Source organism: Pseudomonas maioricensis, from assembly GCF_022790535.1.
GTDB classification, from domain to species: domain Bacteria; phylum Pseudomonadota; class Gammaproteobacteria; order Pseudomonadales; family Pseudomonadaceae; genus Aquipseudomonas; species Aquipseudomonas maioricensis.
In genome coordinates this window covers 142,273-159,509 of record NZ_LOHG01000010.1, presented here as the reverse complement: position 1 = coordinate 159,509, position 17,237 = coordinate 142,273, and the positions used below count along the sequence as shown (strand labels likewise).

Genomic DNA, 17,237 nt, shown 5'->3' with positions numbered 1-17,237 from the left:
AATGATAACGTTATCGTTATACGACAACAGACGTGTTGACTGCCGACGATTACCTATCTACCCGCATAAAAATAATTCGTGGGAGCGTCAGACATGCAAGAACAAAAGAAAACCCGCGCCCGGTATTTGATCCTGCTCATGCTGTTTCTGGTGACAACGATCAATTTCGCCGACCGCGCGACCATCTCCATCGCTGGTTCCAGTATCCAGAAAGCTCTAGGCATTGATGCCATCACGCTGGGTTACATCTTCTCCGCCTTTGGCTGGGCTTATGTGCTCGGGCAAATCCCCGGTGGCTGGCTGCTGGACCGGTTTGGCTCAAAAAAAGTCTACGCCGGCAGTATTTTCACTTGGTCATTCTTCACTCTGTTGCAGGGCTACATAGGCGAGTTCGGGATTTCGACTGCGGTGGTTCTGTTGTTCCTCCTGCGCTTTACGGTCGGCCTCGCCGAAGCCCCATCCTTCCCCGGTAACGCCCGCATCGTAGCCTCGTGGTTTCCTACGAAAGAGCGCGGCACCGCATCGGCAGTGTTCAATTCCGCGCAGTACTTCGCGACCGCGCTGTTCGCACCGCTGATGGGCTGGATCGTTTACAGCTTCGGCTGGGAACACGTATTCATCGTGATGGGCGCGCTGGGCATCGTATTTTCGATTGTCTGGATGAAGGTGATTTACAGCCCCAAGGATCACCCGCTGGCAAACGAAGCAGAAGTCCGCTACATCGCCGAGAACGGCGGCCTGGTTGATCTCGACGACAAGCGCACGAAGAAAGACAGCGGTCCGAAGTGGGACTATATCCGCCAGTTGCTCTGTAACCGGATGATGGTCGGCATCTACCTTGGCCAGTTCTGCATTAACGCGCTGACGTACTTTTTCCTCACCTGGTTTCCGGTTTATCTCGTTCAAGAACGCGGCATGACCATCCTCAAAGCCGGGTTCATCGCCTCACTGCCGGCCATTTGCGGTTTCCTCGGTGGCGTATTGGGCGGTGTGTTCTCCGACATGCTGTTGCGTCGTGGCAACTCACTGAGCGTCGCGCGTAAAACCCCGATCGTCCTGGGCATGTTTCTGTCCATGTCGATGATCATCTGCAACTACGTGGACGCTGACTGGATGGTGGTGTCGTTCATGGCGCTGGCCTTCTTCGGCAAGGGTATCGGCGCGCTGGGCTGGGCAGTCATGTCTGATGTTTCACCCAAGCAGATTGCGGGTTTGTCAGGTGGGATTTTCAACACCTTTGGCAACCTCTCCTCGATCTCCACACCGATCATCATCGGCTACATCATTGCGGCTACCGGCTCTTTCAAAATGGCCTTGGTGTTCGTCGGTGTTAACGCGTTTATCGCCGCGATCAGTTACCTGTTCATCGTCGGTGACATCAAGCGAATCGAACTCAAAGGCTTGCCCGCTCAGCCGGAACCGCCACAAACCTCACCGGCTGTTATCGCCAAGACCAGCCACTGAGCCTCGCGAATAAGGAATTCGAATAATGAACGCATTAACCTCAAGCTCAACCACCCGTGGCGCCCCCGTCATCACGGAACTTCAAGTTGTTCCGGTTGCCGGTCACGACAGCATGCTGCTCAATCTGAGCGGAGCCCACAGCCCCTACTTCACCCGTAATGTGCTAATTCTAAAGGACAACGCCGGGCGTATCGGGGTGGGTGAGGTGCCAGGCGGCGAAGGTATCCGGCAGACGCTGGAAGACGCTCGCGCTTTGCTGATCGGCCAGTCGATCGGCAACTATCAGAGCCTGCTGAATCAGGTTCGTAGCAGCTTCGCGGATCGTGACTCCGGTGGTCGGGGTCTGCAAACCTTCGACCTGCGCATCACGATTCACGCAGTCACTGCCGTGGAATGCGCACTGCTCGATCTGCTTGGCCAACACCTTGAAGTGCCAGTAGCGGCATTGTTGGGCGAGGGTCAACAGCGTGACGCAGTTGAGATGCTGGGCTACCTGTTTTACGTGGGCGACCAGACCCGTACTGACCTGCCCTACCGCACCGAGCCGGACAGCGAAAGTGCTTGGTTCAGGGTGCGTAACGAAGAGGCCCTGACACCGGAGAAAGTTGTCGGTCTGGCCGAAGCCGCCTACGAGCGCTACGGTTTCAAAGACTTCAAACTCAAGGGTGGCGTGCTTCGCGGCGCTGAAGAAATCGAAGCGGTAACGGCGCTCTCGGAGCGCTTCCCCGAGGCACGCATTACCCTTGATCCGAACGGCGCCTGGTCGCTGAAAGAAGCCATCGCCTTATGCCGCGATCAACATGACGTCCTAGCGTATGCCGAAGACCCGTGCGGCGCGGAAAATGGCTACTCGGGGCGTGAGGTCATGGCCGAGTTTCGTCGCGCGACCGGGCTGCGCACCGCCACCAACATGATTGCCACCGACTGGCGCCAGATGGGTCATGCCATTCAACTTCAATCCGTGGATATTCCGCTTGCCGACCCGCACTTCTGGACAATGCAAGGTTCAGTGCGTGTCGCCCAGTTGTGCAACGACTGGGGGCTCACCTGGGGCTCACATTCCAACAATCATTTCGATATTTCCCTGGCGATGTTTACCCACGTGGCAGCCGCCGCGCCAGGCAAAGTCACCGCCATCGATACGCACTGGATCTGGCAGGACGGTCAGCGTCTGACCAAAGAACCGCTGACCATCAACGGAGGACTTGTCGCGGTACCGAAGCGTCCGGGGCTAGGAATCGATCTGGACTGGGACGCTCTGGCTCAGGCAAACGAGGTGTACAAAGGCATGGGCCTCGGCGCACGAAACGATGCGGTCGCGATGCAATATCTGGTTTCGGGCTGGGAGTTTGATAACAAACGGCCTTGTCTGGTGCGCTGAGATACAGACTTTGGGACCGGCTTTAGCCGTGAGAGCGTCAGTTCCCCCCCGCAAAAGAATGTTCACCCGATACGACGCTTGCGGCTAAAGCCACTCTTATCAAACGAACTACAACCATCTGATTTGGAATGGTTTCTGTTAGAGCTCACGAGCACCGCGAGGCAGCGATGGCGTCCTGTCCGATACACCGCCATCGCGGCCTCGCGGTGCTCGTGCGCTCCTACAGATCCCGCGTTTGCTGCGCGACAGCGCGGAGTCGAAGACGGTGCGGCCACTCCTACGGCCACCGCGAATCTCTCGCATACAAGCAAACGGGCTATCCTTTCGGATTACTTTGGGAGGAACAGACCGTGATCAAGAAAGTTGGCCCGACTGAAATCAAACCCAAACACCGCGCAGCCTGTCATTGCGGCGCGGTTGTGCTGGAGCTGGATTTACCGAATGGCATTGTCGACCCCAGGCGTTGTGATTGTTCGATGTGCCGCCGTAAAGGTGCCATCGTTGCCACGGTTGCGCTGGACGGTATCAAGGTCATTCAAGGCCAGAGCCAGCTCAAGCTTTATCAGTTCAACACCCGGACGGCACAGCATTATTTCTGCGGCAACTGCGGTATCTACACCCATCACCAGAGACGCTCATCTCCGGATCAATACGGCTACAACATTGGTTGCCTCGAAGGTGTGAATCCTTACGACCTGGGGCCGGTGAAAACCAGCGACGGCGTCAATCATCCTGCCGACCGTGAACCACCGACCAACGCACCGGGCTGAATGCGCCGAGTCATCAGCTAGATGACCCGGGCCGCTGGCCTTGCCTGACTTCACGGCGCAAGCCGTTGTGCTTGCGGCTCCCCTTCTGGACGGATCTTGAACCAGATGGAGTACATCGCAGGTAGAAAGACCAGTGTCATGACGGTGCCCCCCAGGGTGCCGCCAATCAGGGTGTAAGCCAGAGTGCCCCAGAACACCGAATGAGTCAGCGGGATAAAGGCAAGGATCGCCGCGAGCGCCGTTAGCAATACCGGGCGTGCTCGCTGGACGGTTGCTTCAACCACCGCATGGAAAGGATCAAGCCCTTCTTTTTCGTTCTGGTCGATTTGCCCGATCAGGATCAATGTATTGCGCATCAGGATGCCGGATAGCGCGATCAGCCCCACAAGCGCATTGATCCCGAACGGCTGGCCGAACAAGAGCAAAGTCGGCACCACGCCAATCAGCCCAAGTGGCGCGGTCAGAAATACCATTACCATCGCCGACATCGATCGCACCTGCAGGATGATGATCAGTAACGTGATCGCAATCATGATCGGAAACAGGGGGGCCAGCGCCACTGTCGCCTTCGCTGACTCCTCAATAGAACCGGCCTGCTCGATACGGTACCCATCAGGAAGGCTGGCGATGATGGGCTGCAGGTCTTTCATGATTCCGGCGGACACGTCCGGCGGCTGCAGATTCTCGGCGATATCCCCCCGTACCGTGATGGTCGGCACACGGTCACGGCGGCGCAAAATGGGGTCTTCCATCCGAACGCCCACTTCACCAATCTGGGACAGGGGAACGCGCTGTCCTGCCGAACCCACGAGCGTGAAACCCTCGATCTTCGCCGGGTCCAGGCGGATATTGCCTGCTGCCCGCCCCATCACTTCGACCGAGCGGATGTCTTCGCGCACAGACGTAATGGGGACACCCGAGAGCAGAAACTGCAATTGCTGGGCAACTGCGCTGGACGTTAGCCCGACTGCCTGCAACCGATTCTGATCCAGAGAAAAATGCAGGGTTGGCGTGCGTGGTCCCCAATCACTGTTGACGGTCCTCATCATCGGGCTTGCCATCAAGACGTTCTCTACTTGCCCAGCGATCGCGCGCAGCGTGTCGGGATTTGGCCCCATGACCCGGTACGCAACGGGAAAAGGTGAGTAAGGGCCGAATACCAGTTGCGTCACCCGCACGCGCGCCTCAGGCGCCAGGCCCTGGGCAACCGCTTCGCGAATAGTGTGTTTGAGAGACTCGCGGGCATCCTGACTGTCGGTCAACACCACGATCTTGGCGAACGATGGATCAGGCAGCTCTGGTGCCATTGCCAGGTAAAAACGCGGCGAACCCTGCCCGATGTAAGACGTGACGATCTTCGCGGCGTCCTGCTTTTGTAGCCATGTTTCGATTTTCGCCGTGGTAGCGCTGGTTTGCTCGATAGAGGTGCCATAGGGCATCTGCACTTCGATCAACACCTCTGGACGGTCCGAGGTCGGGAAGAATTGTTTTTTAACCAGCCCCATGCCGAAGATCGCCACGGCAAATGCAATGATGACCGCGCCAGCCACCCACCATTTGCGGGCGATGACACGGGTTAGAATTCGTCTGAAGCGATTGTAGTGAGCAGTATCGTAGATAGCGGCATGGCCGCCTTCGACCGGCGTGATTTCAGGCAACATCTTCACGCCCAGATAGGGCGTAAAAACCACTGCGACGACCCACGAAGCGATCAGCGCAATGCCCACGATCCAGAACATATTGCTGGTGTATTCACCCGCCGTTGACTGAGCAAAACCGTTAGGCATGAAGCCGACAGCGGTCACCAGTGTACCTGCCAGCATTGGCGCCGCCGTGTGGCTCCAGGCATACGCTGACGCCTTGATGCGGTCATAGCCCTCTTCCATTTTTACCACCATCATTTCGATGGCAATAATGGCGTCGTCCACCAGTAGCCCCAGTGCCAGGATCAGTGAGCCAAGGGTTATACGGTCAAAGTTCTTGCCCGAGGCCTCCATCACCACAAATACAATGGCCAGGGTGAGCGGCACAGCCGCCGCAACCACTACACCCACCCGCCAGCCCATGCTGAGGAAGCAGACCAGCATCACGACCAGCAGCGCGACGAAGAACTTGACCATGAACTCGTCAACGGCCGAACTGATATTGACCGACTGGTCGGTGACCTTCGAAAGCGTCATACCCAGCGGCATACTTGCATTGATTTTCAGCGTCTCGGCATCCAACGCTTTCCCGAGGTCCAGACCATTCCAGCCCTCACGCATCACAATCCCCAGCAAGAGAGCCGGTTCGCCCTGATTACGAACCATGAACGTCGCCGGGTCTTCGTACCCACGCACAACGTTCGCAACATCTGCAAGCTTCAGGGTTTTAGCCTGAACGACGATGGGCGTATTACGAATTTTCTCCAGCGTGTCGAACGCTCCGTCCAGACGCAAAAACACCTGTGGGCCATTGGTTTCAATCGAACCGGCAGGCGTCAAAACGTTCTGGCTGTTGAGTGCCGAAAAAATGTCCTGAGGCGAGATGCCCAGTGTCGCCAGCCGCTCATGGGAGAACGATACAAAAATGCGCTCCGCCTGCTCGCCAATGATGTTGATCTTCTTGACGCCAGGTACGTGCAACAGACGCTGACGCAACGATTCGGCGTCGCGGACGAGTAACCGCTGGGGCTCACCTTTTGCCTTCAGGGCAAAGAGCGCGAACGTCACGTCCGAGAACTCATCATTGACCATCGGACCGATAACACCGGCCGGTAAGTTTCTTGCCGCATCACTCAGTTTTTTACGGGCTTGATAAAACTCTTCCTGCACTTGGGAAGGCGGCGTTTTATCCAGGAGTGAAACCATGGTGAACGCCAAACCTGGACGGGTGTAGGTCTCGCTGCGGTCATACCATTTAAGCTCCTGCATGCGCTTTTCGAGCGGCTCTGCGACCTGATCCTGCATCTCCTGCGCGGTAGCGCCTGGCCAGGCAGAAATAATCGTCATCTGCTTAACGGTAAACGGCGGATCTTCTGCACGTCCGAGCTTGAAAAACGAAAGAGTGCCCGCCACTCCTATCAGAAAAATCAGGAACAGCGTGATGGACCGCTCGCGAACGGCGAGTGCCGAGAGGTTGAAACGCCCGTTACTCATTGCTTTGCCCCGGCAAAGGCATTCGTGCCTGATTGCAACATCAGCACCTCTTGCCCGTCGTGAAGCAAGTGCGCACCCAGCGCCACGACCTGCTCTCCGGGCTTGATACCACCGCTGACTCGCGCCGACTCGTCACTTACACCAAGTAACTGAATGGCGCGCCATGACACCGTAGCGGGTACGCCTGAGATGACCCAGACACCCGGCCCTTTGCCTGAGTCATGGATAGCCGCAACAGGAACCGCAAGCGTTGGCCCGGCCGCCCCTTCATCAGCGATGCTGAGGGTTACCGTAGCACCCAGCGGAGCATTGGCGTGCGCGCCTTCAAGCACATACCGAGCTTCGAAAGTACGAGTGAGTGGATCTGCAGCGTCAGAAAGAAGTCGCAACTTCGCGGGGATGACGTTTGTGTCATTACCGTACAACTTTGCCTGGCCTTGACTCCCCAAAGCCGGACGCAAGGTTTCGGGGAGATACACGACCGCCTCCCGCTGACCCGTTTTTGCCAGCCGAACGACCGCCTGCCCTGCGCTGACGACCTGACCCGGTTCGGCCAGGGTCTCGACGACAACTCCATCGGCATCGGCCAGCAACACCGCATAGCCTGCTGCGTTGCGAGCAACGTTGGCCTGGGCTTGTGCTGCACTCAGTTCTGCCTTGGCAGTGTCGGCCAAGGACTTGATCCGGTCATAGGACGATGCAGAGATTGCGCCAGACGCGATCAGATTTCGATTACGGGCTTCGTCAGCGGCCGTCTGCCGTGCGCGTGCTTCGGCGGCCGCGACAGCTTGCTGTTGAGCCCGAAACTGGAGATCAAGATCCACAGGGTCCAGGCGCATAAGGGGCTGACCGCGCTTGACGGTCTGGCCCGTATCAACCAGGCGCTCCAAGACTTTCCCGGATACCCGAAAGCCTAAATCGCTCTGAACTCGAGCGACCACCACCCCCGTAAATGAGCGCGATGGATCAACAGCGCTGGTTACGGTCGCGGCCCTTACCAGCGGAGGTTGGTTGCGCGGGTCGCGTACGTTCGAGGACTCGCCGCATGCCGCCAAAAGAAAAGGCAGCAAGCAGACGATAAGGATTGCGGGGCTGGGACGGAACATGGGATCCCTTACTTCGGTAAGTGAGCAGGAATCCAATTCTCTGTTTAGTGACCAATTTAGTCAATGGTCACAATTCAGGGTGCAAGACTTCGCAGTATCAGCGCGGACAGAAGCACAGGGGCCGTCGTCACGATGTCCAGGTTGTACTGCAATTGCACGGGACTGATGTAAGGACGCATCACCAGATGAATGGCTTGAACCGCCTCGTCCAGCGGGGTCTTGCGCTCAAACTCTCCCGACTCTCGCCCCTCCAGCACAATCTGCTGAATCAGCACACGCAAGCGTTCGTCGTGCGCGGCAGCTGAAGGCCACTGATCGCGTGCCGCAACAGAGGCGATGTCATACAGTTTGCGGTCATGGAAAAACAGGTCACTACCGGCCTCAACCAGTGAGCGGAACAGGCGTCGCAGCTTCTCTGAAGCTGTGGGCGCATCCTTGATCGCGGCATCCACAATGCCCATGATCATCGCGAGGCGATTGGAACAGATCACCTCACCTATGGCCTGCTTCGAATCAAAGAATTTGTAGATATAGGCCTTGGAAAAACCGATCGCTTTGGCGAGGTCAGAGACGGTGGTTTTCTCGTATCCGTAGTGTCCGAAATGTTGCATAGCCGCTTCCACGACCTGATCACGAACGCTGTGATCAGATGGCCCGCGGGGCGGCGGGGTCTTGATTGAATTAGTCATATTTCCAGCTTAGCTCTGTGAGCGCTCATTGACAACATGTGACCAGATCGTAATATGGTCACGGAGTTGACCAGCTCAAGAAATTTAAATACGGCTGCTTGGTTGCTACGCACGCTCAGAAGTACCGGGCTGTTTCAGGGTGCACAGCAGGCCCAGATTAACATCGTCCAGCAGCCCAGGCATTGCAACGCTGCGGGACTCGAATACCCAAGCGGGAATTCTGCCTGGGAGGTTCAACAACCCGTTACTCACATCAGGTTCTCGAGATCCACTATGGAAACCAGGCACGCGTCGTCAGTTACCGAAATGCAAGCGGCACACTCCAGCCAACCGCTGACCGGCAGACTTGTGGCATTGCTGGCAGGCCTGGCGGCTATCAGCATGCTCTCCACCAATATCATTCTCCCGGCATTTCCGGCGATCGCCCAAGAGCTAGGCGTCACCGAACGCGATCTCGGCCTGACGCTTTCCAGCTTCTTCATCACATTCGCACTCGGCCAGTTGGTAGTGGGGCCACTTGCCGACCGTTACGGGCGAAAAAAACTTGTACTGGGCGGACTCTTCATCTTCGTACTGGGTACCGTCATCAGCGGTCTCGCCAATACGCTAGATATACTGATAGCAGGACGCGTTATTCAGGCCTTGGGCGTGTGCGCAGCCTCTGTGCTGTCACGCGCAATCGCAAGGGATCTGTTCCAGGGCGAGGCTCTTGCCCGCGCCTTGTCTCTGACGATGATCGCCACCGCCGCAGCCCCGGGTTTCTCACCATTGGCGGGTAGCGTGCTGTCCGATACGCTCGGGTGGCGTGCAATTTTTATCCTTGTTGGCCTCGCCGCCACTGCACTTGCTTTCTTTTATGCCAGGGGTTTGGGAGAAACGCATCCCGTCGAGCACCGGGTAGCGCATTCAGCCAGAAGCGTCTTACGTGACTATCGGAGATTAGCGCTGGATAAGCGGTTCATCTTGCCGGCACTTTCGATGAGCCTCTTGATGAGCGGATTGTTTGCCTCATTTGCTGCGGCCCCCGCTATTTTGATGAAAGGGATCGGTCTGACGTCATTGCAGACCGGACTGTACTTCGCGTCTACCGTCTTTGTCGTATTCGCAGCGGGCATGGCCGCACCGCGCCTCGCACACCGCTATGGTCCTCGAAACGTAGCGTCGGCAGGTATCATCTGTGCCTTGACTGGCGGCGGTCTTCTGCTCGCAGGCCCTGCCCATCCGAGCCTCAGCTGGTACGCACTTTCGATGGTTACCTTCCTGTGGGGAATGGGCCTGGCCAACCCGCTCGGAACAGCGCTCGCCATGGGGCCGTTTGGCAAAGAGGCGGGACTGGCGTCGGCTCTGTTTGGCTTCGTTTCCATGGGTGCAGCGGCAATCACCACCTGGCTGGCTTCCGTGTTGCCCTACACGCCGGTGACGACACTGGGTGGCATTCAGATCACGGCATGCCTGATTGCACTGATCCTGTTTCAAAGAAGCAGGCCGTGACGCCTGCCCCGGTCGCAGCGGCCCAGATTCAAGCAGGAGATTCAGCGCCGGGAAGAATCAGTTTTTCCCGGCGAAGGGTCTCCCAGAACTCTTGAGGAATTTTGACGCTCATCGATTCAGCGTTAGCTTTGACCTGGCCAGGAACACGCGCACCTGGAATGATGGCCGACACTATTTTCGGTGCGGCCGCAAATTGCAAAGCCGCGGTGCGTATATCGATGCCGAACCTGTCGCACACGGTCGTTAGCCTGGCTCGTTTTTCGAGGACCCCATCGGGCAGTTTGGTGCTGAAGTTATAACGATTGCGGCCGCCGAGAAAACCATCATTCAGCGGTGTCCCTACTACGACCGATATTCCTTTGCGAGCCAGAGCGGGAAAGGTTTTTTCAATCGCGAAGGCGTGATCAATAATTGAGTACTGACAGGCTAACAATATGATGTCTGGAGTTGGAACACTGGATTGCGCGGACAGTATTGCTGCATCAGGCGCATTGATACCAAATCCCCAGGCACCAATAAGACCCTCCTCCCTCATTTTGGTCAGTTCTGCCATCGCGCCTCGGGTCGCTATTTCATAGTTCTTTTGCCAGGCGCCTGGCAGTTCAGTGTTATCCGGCCCCAAGTCATGAATATAGACGATGTCTATTTTTGCCAAACCCAATCGTTGCAAGCTGTCTTCTATTGAGCGACGTGTACCCGCAGCGGTGTAATCATATTCATAGCGAAATGGCAGAGGTTCCGTCCATAAGGAGTCGTCTACTTTAGTAGCGGGGCTTGGCTTGAACACACGCCCGACCTTCGTAGACACGAGGTATTCATGACGGGGTTTACCCCTCAAGAACTGGCCCAGTCTATGTTCGCTGAGTCCATAGCCATAAAAAGGCGAAGTGTCGAAATACCTTACCCCCGCGTCCCATGCCTGTTTCAGCACTGCCTGAGCCTGATCATCACTGATGGGCGCAAATATATTGCCTATTTGTGTACCGCCCATGCCAAAGCGAAAAGGCGTGCGATAACGCATTCCCTCGGCCCCTGCATTTACCGGCAACGCAGAACTCTGTAGTGGCCCTCGAGTCGGTAATACATACCCCCGATCCATTGGGGAAGATTGAGCCACTCCGGATGCAGGTTTGGCTTGATCGGCCGACGCTATACCTGGGAGTGCAGCCAGCGCAACAGCGCTACCCGCAAGCTGTATAAATTCCCGACGCTGCATGATGGACATCCCCGAAATAAATAGTGCGGCTGCCTTGGTCCCTGGCCTGTAAATGAAACCTTATAAATGCAGACCAGCTGTTCGGCATCTGAATAGATACTACTCATCGCCCCGTCGTTTTGAAGTACTTACAAAAAGGTAAGCGCAATGATTGATTAAAACATTGTTGGGTTTTTGTAAGTTTATATGTCTAAGACTTCGACACCTTATAACGTAGGCATCGACTACGACGTCGTTTTCTGACGTCATCAATTCCTGACAAAATCCAGAAGGACGCGTAAGGGATCTTACGGTACTGAACGTTAACGTCGCCCCCCGCCTAAAATCAGCGCTTTATTTCATATTTGTAATCTTTCAACCATCTCGCCGTTACCTTTAATTCGTCAAGATTACGCCCCACTGGCAGCGCTCGGATGTATATAAAAAGCCAGGTCGACACATAAAAATCTGCCGATTTTAACGGAGCGAACATGACTAACATCAAGAAAATAACATTGGCCGTTTTATCGGCCACAGCCAGTGTTACACCGCTTGCTGCCTTCGCCGAGGAGCAAAAAGAAGGTTTCATCGAAGGCAGTACGCTGACCGTGCTGAATCGCAGCTTTTACATGAACCGTGATCATCGCAAAGGCGAGTCTAGCCCTACCGGGAATGGCTATTCCGAGGCCTGGGCACAAGGCGTGATCGGCAAATTCGAATCGGGTTTTACCCAGGGCACCTTTGGCATTGGTGTCGATGCTTTTGCAATGCTGGGCATCAAACTTGATACCGGGGATGGCCGAAACGGTGGACGCAGTTCGTTCGATGTTCTTCCGGTCGATGGTGACGGCAAGGCCGTGGACGACTACAGCAAAGTCGGCGGCGCACTGAAAGCCAGAGCATTCGATACCATCGTCCAGGCCGGAGATGTTTTTCCATCAACCCCGGTGGTTTCGTTTGGCGACTCGCGACTCCTGCCTGAAAGCTTTCGCGGCGTAACGGCGACCAACACAAGTATCAGCGGTTTAACCCTTCAGGGTGGTCGCCTTCACTCAATGAGTCAGCCAGCCTCCAGCAGCATGCACGATAACTTCGCCACGTTTTATGCAGGCTCAGTAAACGCTCCGTGGGTCGCCTACTTTGGTGGAGATTACCAAGCCACCGATCGGCTGAGTCTCAGCCTGTACACCAGCCGGCTGAAAGACGCCTGGGATCAGAAGTACGCTTCCACCTCTTACACCCTGCCCCTCTCTGATGAGTTGGCGCTGACCGGTAGCCTGAACCACTACAACGCCACCGACGAAGGCAAAAAACTTCTGGGTGAATTCGACAACGACATCTGGAGTGCAAAAATCGGTCTCCAGTACGGTGCACATACGCTGGCTCTCTCTCACCAGCGAAATGAAGGCGACGACGATTTCGATTACCTCAGACAGTCTGACTCGATCTACCTGGCGAACTCCATTCAGTACAGCGATTTCAACTCACCCAAAGAACGCTCGTGGATGGTCACCTACAACCTCGACATGACCACATTCGGGGTGCCAGGTCTGTCGTTCATGACGCGTTATGGCAAGGGTACCGATGCCGACTATTCCAATGCGAACAGCACCTATATGCGCCGCGATTCTGATGGCAACCCACTGACCGATCAGAAGCGCTGGGAGCGGGATATAGAAGCGAAATATATCGTCCAGACCGGCAACCTGAAGGACCTGTCACTGCGCGTGCGACAGGCCACCACCCGTGCGACGGCATTTGAGTCGGACCTCGATGAGGTCAGGGTGATTGTCGAGTACCCGTTGAGCGTTCTGTGAAAAAGAACGTGAAAGTTTAGCAACACCGCCTTGGAAGCTCCCGCTCTGCAATCAAGGTGTTTCAGGCGCTCTAACGAGCGCCTTTTTTTGTCAGCACCTTCTGCAGCACTGAAAACCTGGCCCTGTAGGAGTGACCGGGGTGGCGTTCCACCTTGCTCGCGATCCGTTTTCCTGGTCGACGAATTTATCGTCTGAACCGACGCTATCGCGAGCTACTGGATTGAAATGCATTTTCTGTAGGAGCACCTAAGGCTGCGAGGCTTTTATCCTGATACGCCGCGATCGCAGCCTTCGGCAGCTCCTACAGGTCCTATGTTCGCCGCGAGACACATCCATTGATCCGGCGCAGCTATCGGGTCACAAAAAGCGTCTAGGCTGCAGGTTACCGCCCGCCCAACAAGGCCACTCTCATGCCTCCTGCGTCATCCGCAAGCCTGCCCCTACGCTCCGAACCGCTGCACATGGGATTCGTCATCGCCTGGCTGTTCTGCGCCCTCTTCTACTTTGTGCAATACGCGCTGCGCTCGGCTCCGGGCGTGATGATGCCGGAACTGACCGAAGCGTTCGGCCGTGACGTCGTGGCGGTCAGTGCACTGGTCGGCCTGTATTACTACACCTACTCGATTTTCTCGATTATTGCCGGTGCAGCCCTCGACCGGTTAGGCGCCAAATACGTGATCCCGGCCGGAATCCTGATGGTCGCACTGGGTGCTGCTCTGTTCGGGCTGGGAGAATTGCAGGTCGCGCAAATGGGTCGTCTGCTGCAAGGTGCCGGGTCGGCGTGTGCTTTTATCGGCGCGGTGTATCTGGCGACCCATGGCTTCCCGCCCCGTTATCTGGCGACTGCTGTCGGCTTCACTCAATGCTTCGGCATGATGGGCGGTTTCGCAGGGCAATTTGCCGTGGGACCGATCATTCATGGGACTATCCCGTGGCAGCAATTCTGGTTCATTGCTGCCGGCTGCCTGTTTGTCATCGCTGTTCTGGTGCTGTGCATGACGCCCAAAGGTCACGATCCACGGCCTGAAGGGAGCAGCAATTCGCTGGGTTCAGTGTTGACGCCCTACAAGCAGGTCTTGAGTAATCCCCAGTCGTGGCTGTGTGGTTTTACGGCAGGCCTGTTGTTTCTGCCGACGACCATCGGCGACATGATCTGGGGCGTACCGTTTCTACGTGACGGCCTGGCGGTCAGCTACAGCGAAGCAGTGAACCGCAGCAGCATGATCCCTTTGGGCTGGGTGATTGGTTGCCCGCTACTCGGCTATATTTCCGACCGCATTGGCAGACGCAAACCGGTACTGATCGGCGGAGCGTCGCTGATGCTGCTCGCCAGCGCGGCGATCCTGTATTTGCCTGGCGGGATTGCCCCGCCTTATCTGTTCGGTTTGCTGCTGGGTATCGGCTCCGGTGCGGCAATGATTCCTTACTCAATCATCAAGGAAGTCAACGCCGACAACGTCAAGGGCAGCGCGACCGGCGCCATCAACTTCCTGGTGTTCACTTTCAGCGCCCTGTTGACACCAGTGTTCGGCTATTTGCTGGCTCGCATGGCCATGGGCGGCGCGTTGACCTTACCGATATTCCAGGCTGCAGGTGCCTGGTTGCTGGGCGGTATCGTGCTCGCTATCTTACTGGCCTTGTTGATTCTGGAAACCGGCCCACGAGGGCGGCAAGTCGCTGGCTAGACGGATTATCTGAACCCTTCGACAGGCCTCGGTTCGAACATTCGGGCTTGAATGACGACACTATGCGTATATGATCAGAGCGTAGTTGTACGATGACATATGACGCTAAGCATGCCTTCATGTTTTTCAAAAATAAAATGACGAGCGATCCACTATGACTCAAAGCAAAGCCGAAGTACTGGTCTGGGGCCAAATGCACGCCTCTCTCACTCAGGCACTGGCTCGGGACTTTACCGTGCACAACCGTTGGGAGATCGCCGATCTGGAATCCTGGCTCTCCACCCACGGCAAGAACATCCGCGCCATCGTTACCAGCGCAGTCTATGGCACCGACAATCAGGTGCTTGAGCGCCTGCCCAACCTTGAAGTGGTCACCAGCTTCGGCGTAGGTTACGACGCAATCGACACCGACTATCTGTCGGGTCGGGGCATTAAATTCAGTAATACTCCGGACGTTCTGAACAAAGCTGTCGCCGAAACTGCACTGGCATTGATGCTCTGTGTGAGCCGCAAGATCAGCGAAGCTGAACGTTTTGTCCGTGCAGGCAAGTGGCCAGAGGGCAAGTTCCCGCTTGGCCGTGATCTGGCAGGCAAGACCTGCGGCATCGTCGGGCTGGGGAAAATTGGCAAAACCATCGCCACTCGCGCAGCGGCGTTCGACATGAATATCGCGTACTTCCGTCGCGGCCAGGCCTATGCGGATGTCTCCTACACCCATTACGCCGACCTCCACGAATTGGCCAAGGTCAGCGATTATCTGGTGGTGATCGTGCCGGGCGGTGCCGATACCGAGAAGCTTATCAGTGCCTCGGTGCTCAAGGCGCTGGGTGCTGATTCTTTCCTGATTAACGTGGCGCGAGGTTCGGTGGTCGACGAGAAGGCCCTGATCGCCTCGCTACAAGCGGGTGAAATCGCCGGTGCAGCACTGGATGTATTCGAGGACGAACCCAACGTGCCTGCCGAGTTGATCAGTATGGATCAGGTTGTACTCACCCCGCATATCGGCAGCGGCACCTATGAGACCCGCCAGGCCATGGCCGACCTGGTGTTCGCCAACCTAAGTCGTTATATCGATGAAGGCAAGCTGGTTACGCCGGTGTCGGGTTAAGCATATTCCGATGACGCGGTAGAACTGACTGTAGGAGCTCACCGAGGTTACGAGGCCAGCGATGGCGGTGTGTCAGATAAACCGCGATCGCTGGCCTCGTAACCTCGATGAGCTCCTACAGGATTTAGGTCAACGCTGAAATTGCACCTTGTTTGATAGGAGCAGAGCTTGCTCGCGATCAACGATGACGCGGTACGCCTGATTTACCCGGTCGCCCTTCGCGGGCAAACGCCCGCAGATTGGCGCGCGTACCTATCGGATTTGCCTACTGTTTCACGCATTTAACGATCGTTGGCCGTGCAGGCTCGCCAAAATCACCTATCGTTCTGTTTCAGGTCGAAAAAAGGTGAGTCTTCCATGGATATTGAAACGCTGTTCACCAAGTTACCCAGTCTGCCCAGCATTCCCAAAGTCGCGCAGGACTTGATCCAGCAGTTCGACAGCCCTTCTTCCAGCCTGGAAAGCATCGCTCGCAACATCGAAAAGGATCCGGTGATTTCGGCGAAAATTCTGCGACTGGCCAACTCTTCCAGATTTCGCGGTTCACGTGAGTCATCAAGCATTGAAGACGCGGCGATGCGTCTGGGGTTTAACACGCTGCGGACGCTGGTGCTGGCTTCGGCAGTGACGGGAGCGTTCAAGGCCGGGCCAAGCTTTGACCTGAAAGGGTTCTGGCTGAAGAGTTTTCAGGTAGCGGGTATTTGCCGGATTCTGGCCAAGCAGAGCGGTGAGGATGCAGAAATCGCGTTTACCTGTGGCGTGATGCATGACATCGGCGAACTGCTGATTCAAACCGGTGCACCCGAAGTCGCCGAGCGGATCAATGCCGCGAGCAAGACCGGTACGCCCGGCCGTGCCGCCAATGAAACAATGCAACTGGGTTTTGGCTATCCCGAAGTCGGTGCCGAACTCGCTCGTCGCTGGCAGTTGCCGGTGGTCATTCAGCAAGCCATTGCCTATCAGGCGAAACCGCTTCAGGCGCCAGCCAACTCTCCCCTGCCCCGTATTGTGGCCCAGGCGATGCTGATTTCCGACGCGCTCGAAGCCCATGGCGGTGCCACGCCTGAAGCGCAACAGGCAGTCACCGGGCCGCTGACTGAGGGTGTGAATCTTGACGCGCTGTTCGCCGCACTGCCAGCCGTGCTGGAGGCGGACAAGGCGTTTGCAGAGTTGTTGAATTGATATGAAACCCTATCCAGATACCTACTCTGAACAGGGCTTCAATGCCACCAAACTTCTTGGACGTATTAGCAAGCACAGCAGGGAATCAGCATCACTTCCGGTGCCCTTGAGTCTGGTTCCGTCCTGACGGTCGGGTCACTTTTGTTTCGACAAAAGTAACCATTTGCGCTGACGTACGGCCGATGCTTCGCAGGGGTACCTTCGACTCCGGC

At 56.4% G+C, this 17,237-nt stretch carries 12 protein-coding genes; 8 read left to right on the top strand and 4 right to left on the bottom strand.

Annotation, left to right across the window (positions count from 1 at the left end; genetic code table 11):
- The first annotated feature begins 93 nt into the window (after nt 1-93).
- From AUC61_RS17055 to AUC61_RS17045, 3 genes are all read left to right on the top strand, one after another.
- Entirely contained in the window at nt 94-1,464 is a 1,371-nt protein-coding gene (locus AUC61_RS17055) for an MFS transporter (RefSeq protein ID WP_243247368.1), read from the top strand.
- Between the two features lie 25 nt (nt 1,465-1,489).
- Nucleotides 1,490-2,845, top strand: coding sequence for a glucarate dehydratase (gene gudD, locus AUC61_RS17050; protein ID WP_243247367.1), 1,356 nt, complete (start codon nt 1,490-1,492; stop codon nt 2,843-2,845).
- A gap of 350 nt (nt 2,846-3,195) precedes the next feature.
- Nucleotides 3,196-3,615, top strand: a complete 420-nt coding sequence (locus AUC61_RS17045; RefSeq protein ID WP_243247366.1) for a GFA family protein — start codon at nt 3,196-3,198, stop codon at nt 3,613-3,615.
- Between the two features lie 50 nt (nt 3,616-3,665).
- Here AUC61_RS17045 and AUC61_RS17040 read toward each other — a convergent pair whose 3' ends face one another.
- From AUC61_RS17040 to AUC61_RS17030, 3 genes are all read right to left on the bottom strand, one after another.
- A complete protein-coding gene (locus AUC61_RS17040; RefSeq protein WP_243247365.1) occupies nt 3,666-6,752 on the bottom strand; it encodes an efflux RND transporter permease subunit in 3,087 nt (1,028 codons plus the stop codon).
- Complete coding sequence (locus AUC61_RS17035) at nt 6,749-7,858, bottom strand: efflux RND transporter periplasmic adaptor subunit (RefSeq protein ID WP_243247364.1); 1,110 nt, start codon at nt 7,856-7,858, stop codon at nt 6,749-6,751. Before AUC61_RS17035 ends, AUC61_RS17040 begins: the two co-directional genes overlap by 4 nt.
- Nucleotides 7,859-7,932: 74 nt before the next feature.
- A complete protein-coding gene (locus AUC61_RS17030; protein WP_243247363.1) occupies nt 7,933-8,547 on the bottom strand; it encodes a TetR/AcrR family transcriptional regulator in 615 nt (204 codons plus the stop codon).
- A gap of 273 nt (nt 8,548-8,820) precedes the next feature.
- On the opposite strand from AUC61_RS17030, the gene AUC61_RS17025 reads away from it, so the two are divergent.
- On the top strand, nt 8,821-10,038 hold the full coding sequence (locus tag AUC61_RS17025) for a multidrug effflux MFS transporter (protein ID WP_243247362.1): 1,218 nt from the start codon (nt 8,821-8,823) through the stop codon (nt 10,036-10,038).
- Nucleotides 10,039-10,066: 28 nt separating this feature from the next.
- Here AUC61_RS17025 and AUC61_RS17020 read toward each other — a convergent pair whose 3' ends face one another.
- Nucleotides 10,067-11,059, bottom strand: coding sequence for an aldo/keto reductase (locus AUC61_RS17020; protein ID WP_243247361.1), 993 nt, complete (start codon nt 11,057-11,059; stop codon nt 10,067-10,069).
- 665 nt (nt 11,060-11,724) lie between these two features.
- Here AUC61_RS17020 and AUC61_RS17015 point away from each other — a divergent pair.
- From AUC61_RS17015 to AUC61_RS17000, 4 genes are all read left to right on the top strand, one after another.
- Complete coding sequence (locus tag AUC61_RS17015; RefSeq protein ID WP_243247360.1) at nt 11,725-13,050, top strand: OprD family porin; 1,326 nt, start codon at nt 11,725-11,727, stop codon at nt 13,048-13,050.
- A 410-nt stretch (nt 13,051-13,460) separates the two neighbouring features.
- Nucleotides 13,461-14,735, top strand: a complete 1,275-nt coding sequence (locus AUC61_RS17010; RefSeq protein ID WP_243247359.1) for an MFS transporter — start codon at nt 13,461-13,463, stop codon at nt 14,733-14,735.
- A 154-nt stretch (nt 14,736-14,889) separates the two neighbouring features.
- Nucleotides 14,890-15,843, top strand: coding sequence for a 2-hydroxyacid dehydrogenase (locus AUC61_RS17005; protein ID WP_243247358.1), 954 nt, complete (start codon nt 14,890-14,892; stop codon nt 15,841-15,843).
- A gap of 357 nt (nt 15,844-16,200) precedes the next feature.
- Nucleotides 16,201-17,025, top strand: a complete 825-nt coding sequence (locus AUC61_RS17000; protein WP_243247357.1) for an HDOD domain-containing protein — start codon at nt 16,201-16,203, stop codon at nt 17,023-17,025.
- Nucleotides 17,026-17,237 lie beyond the last annotated feature (212 nt).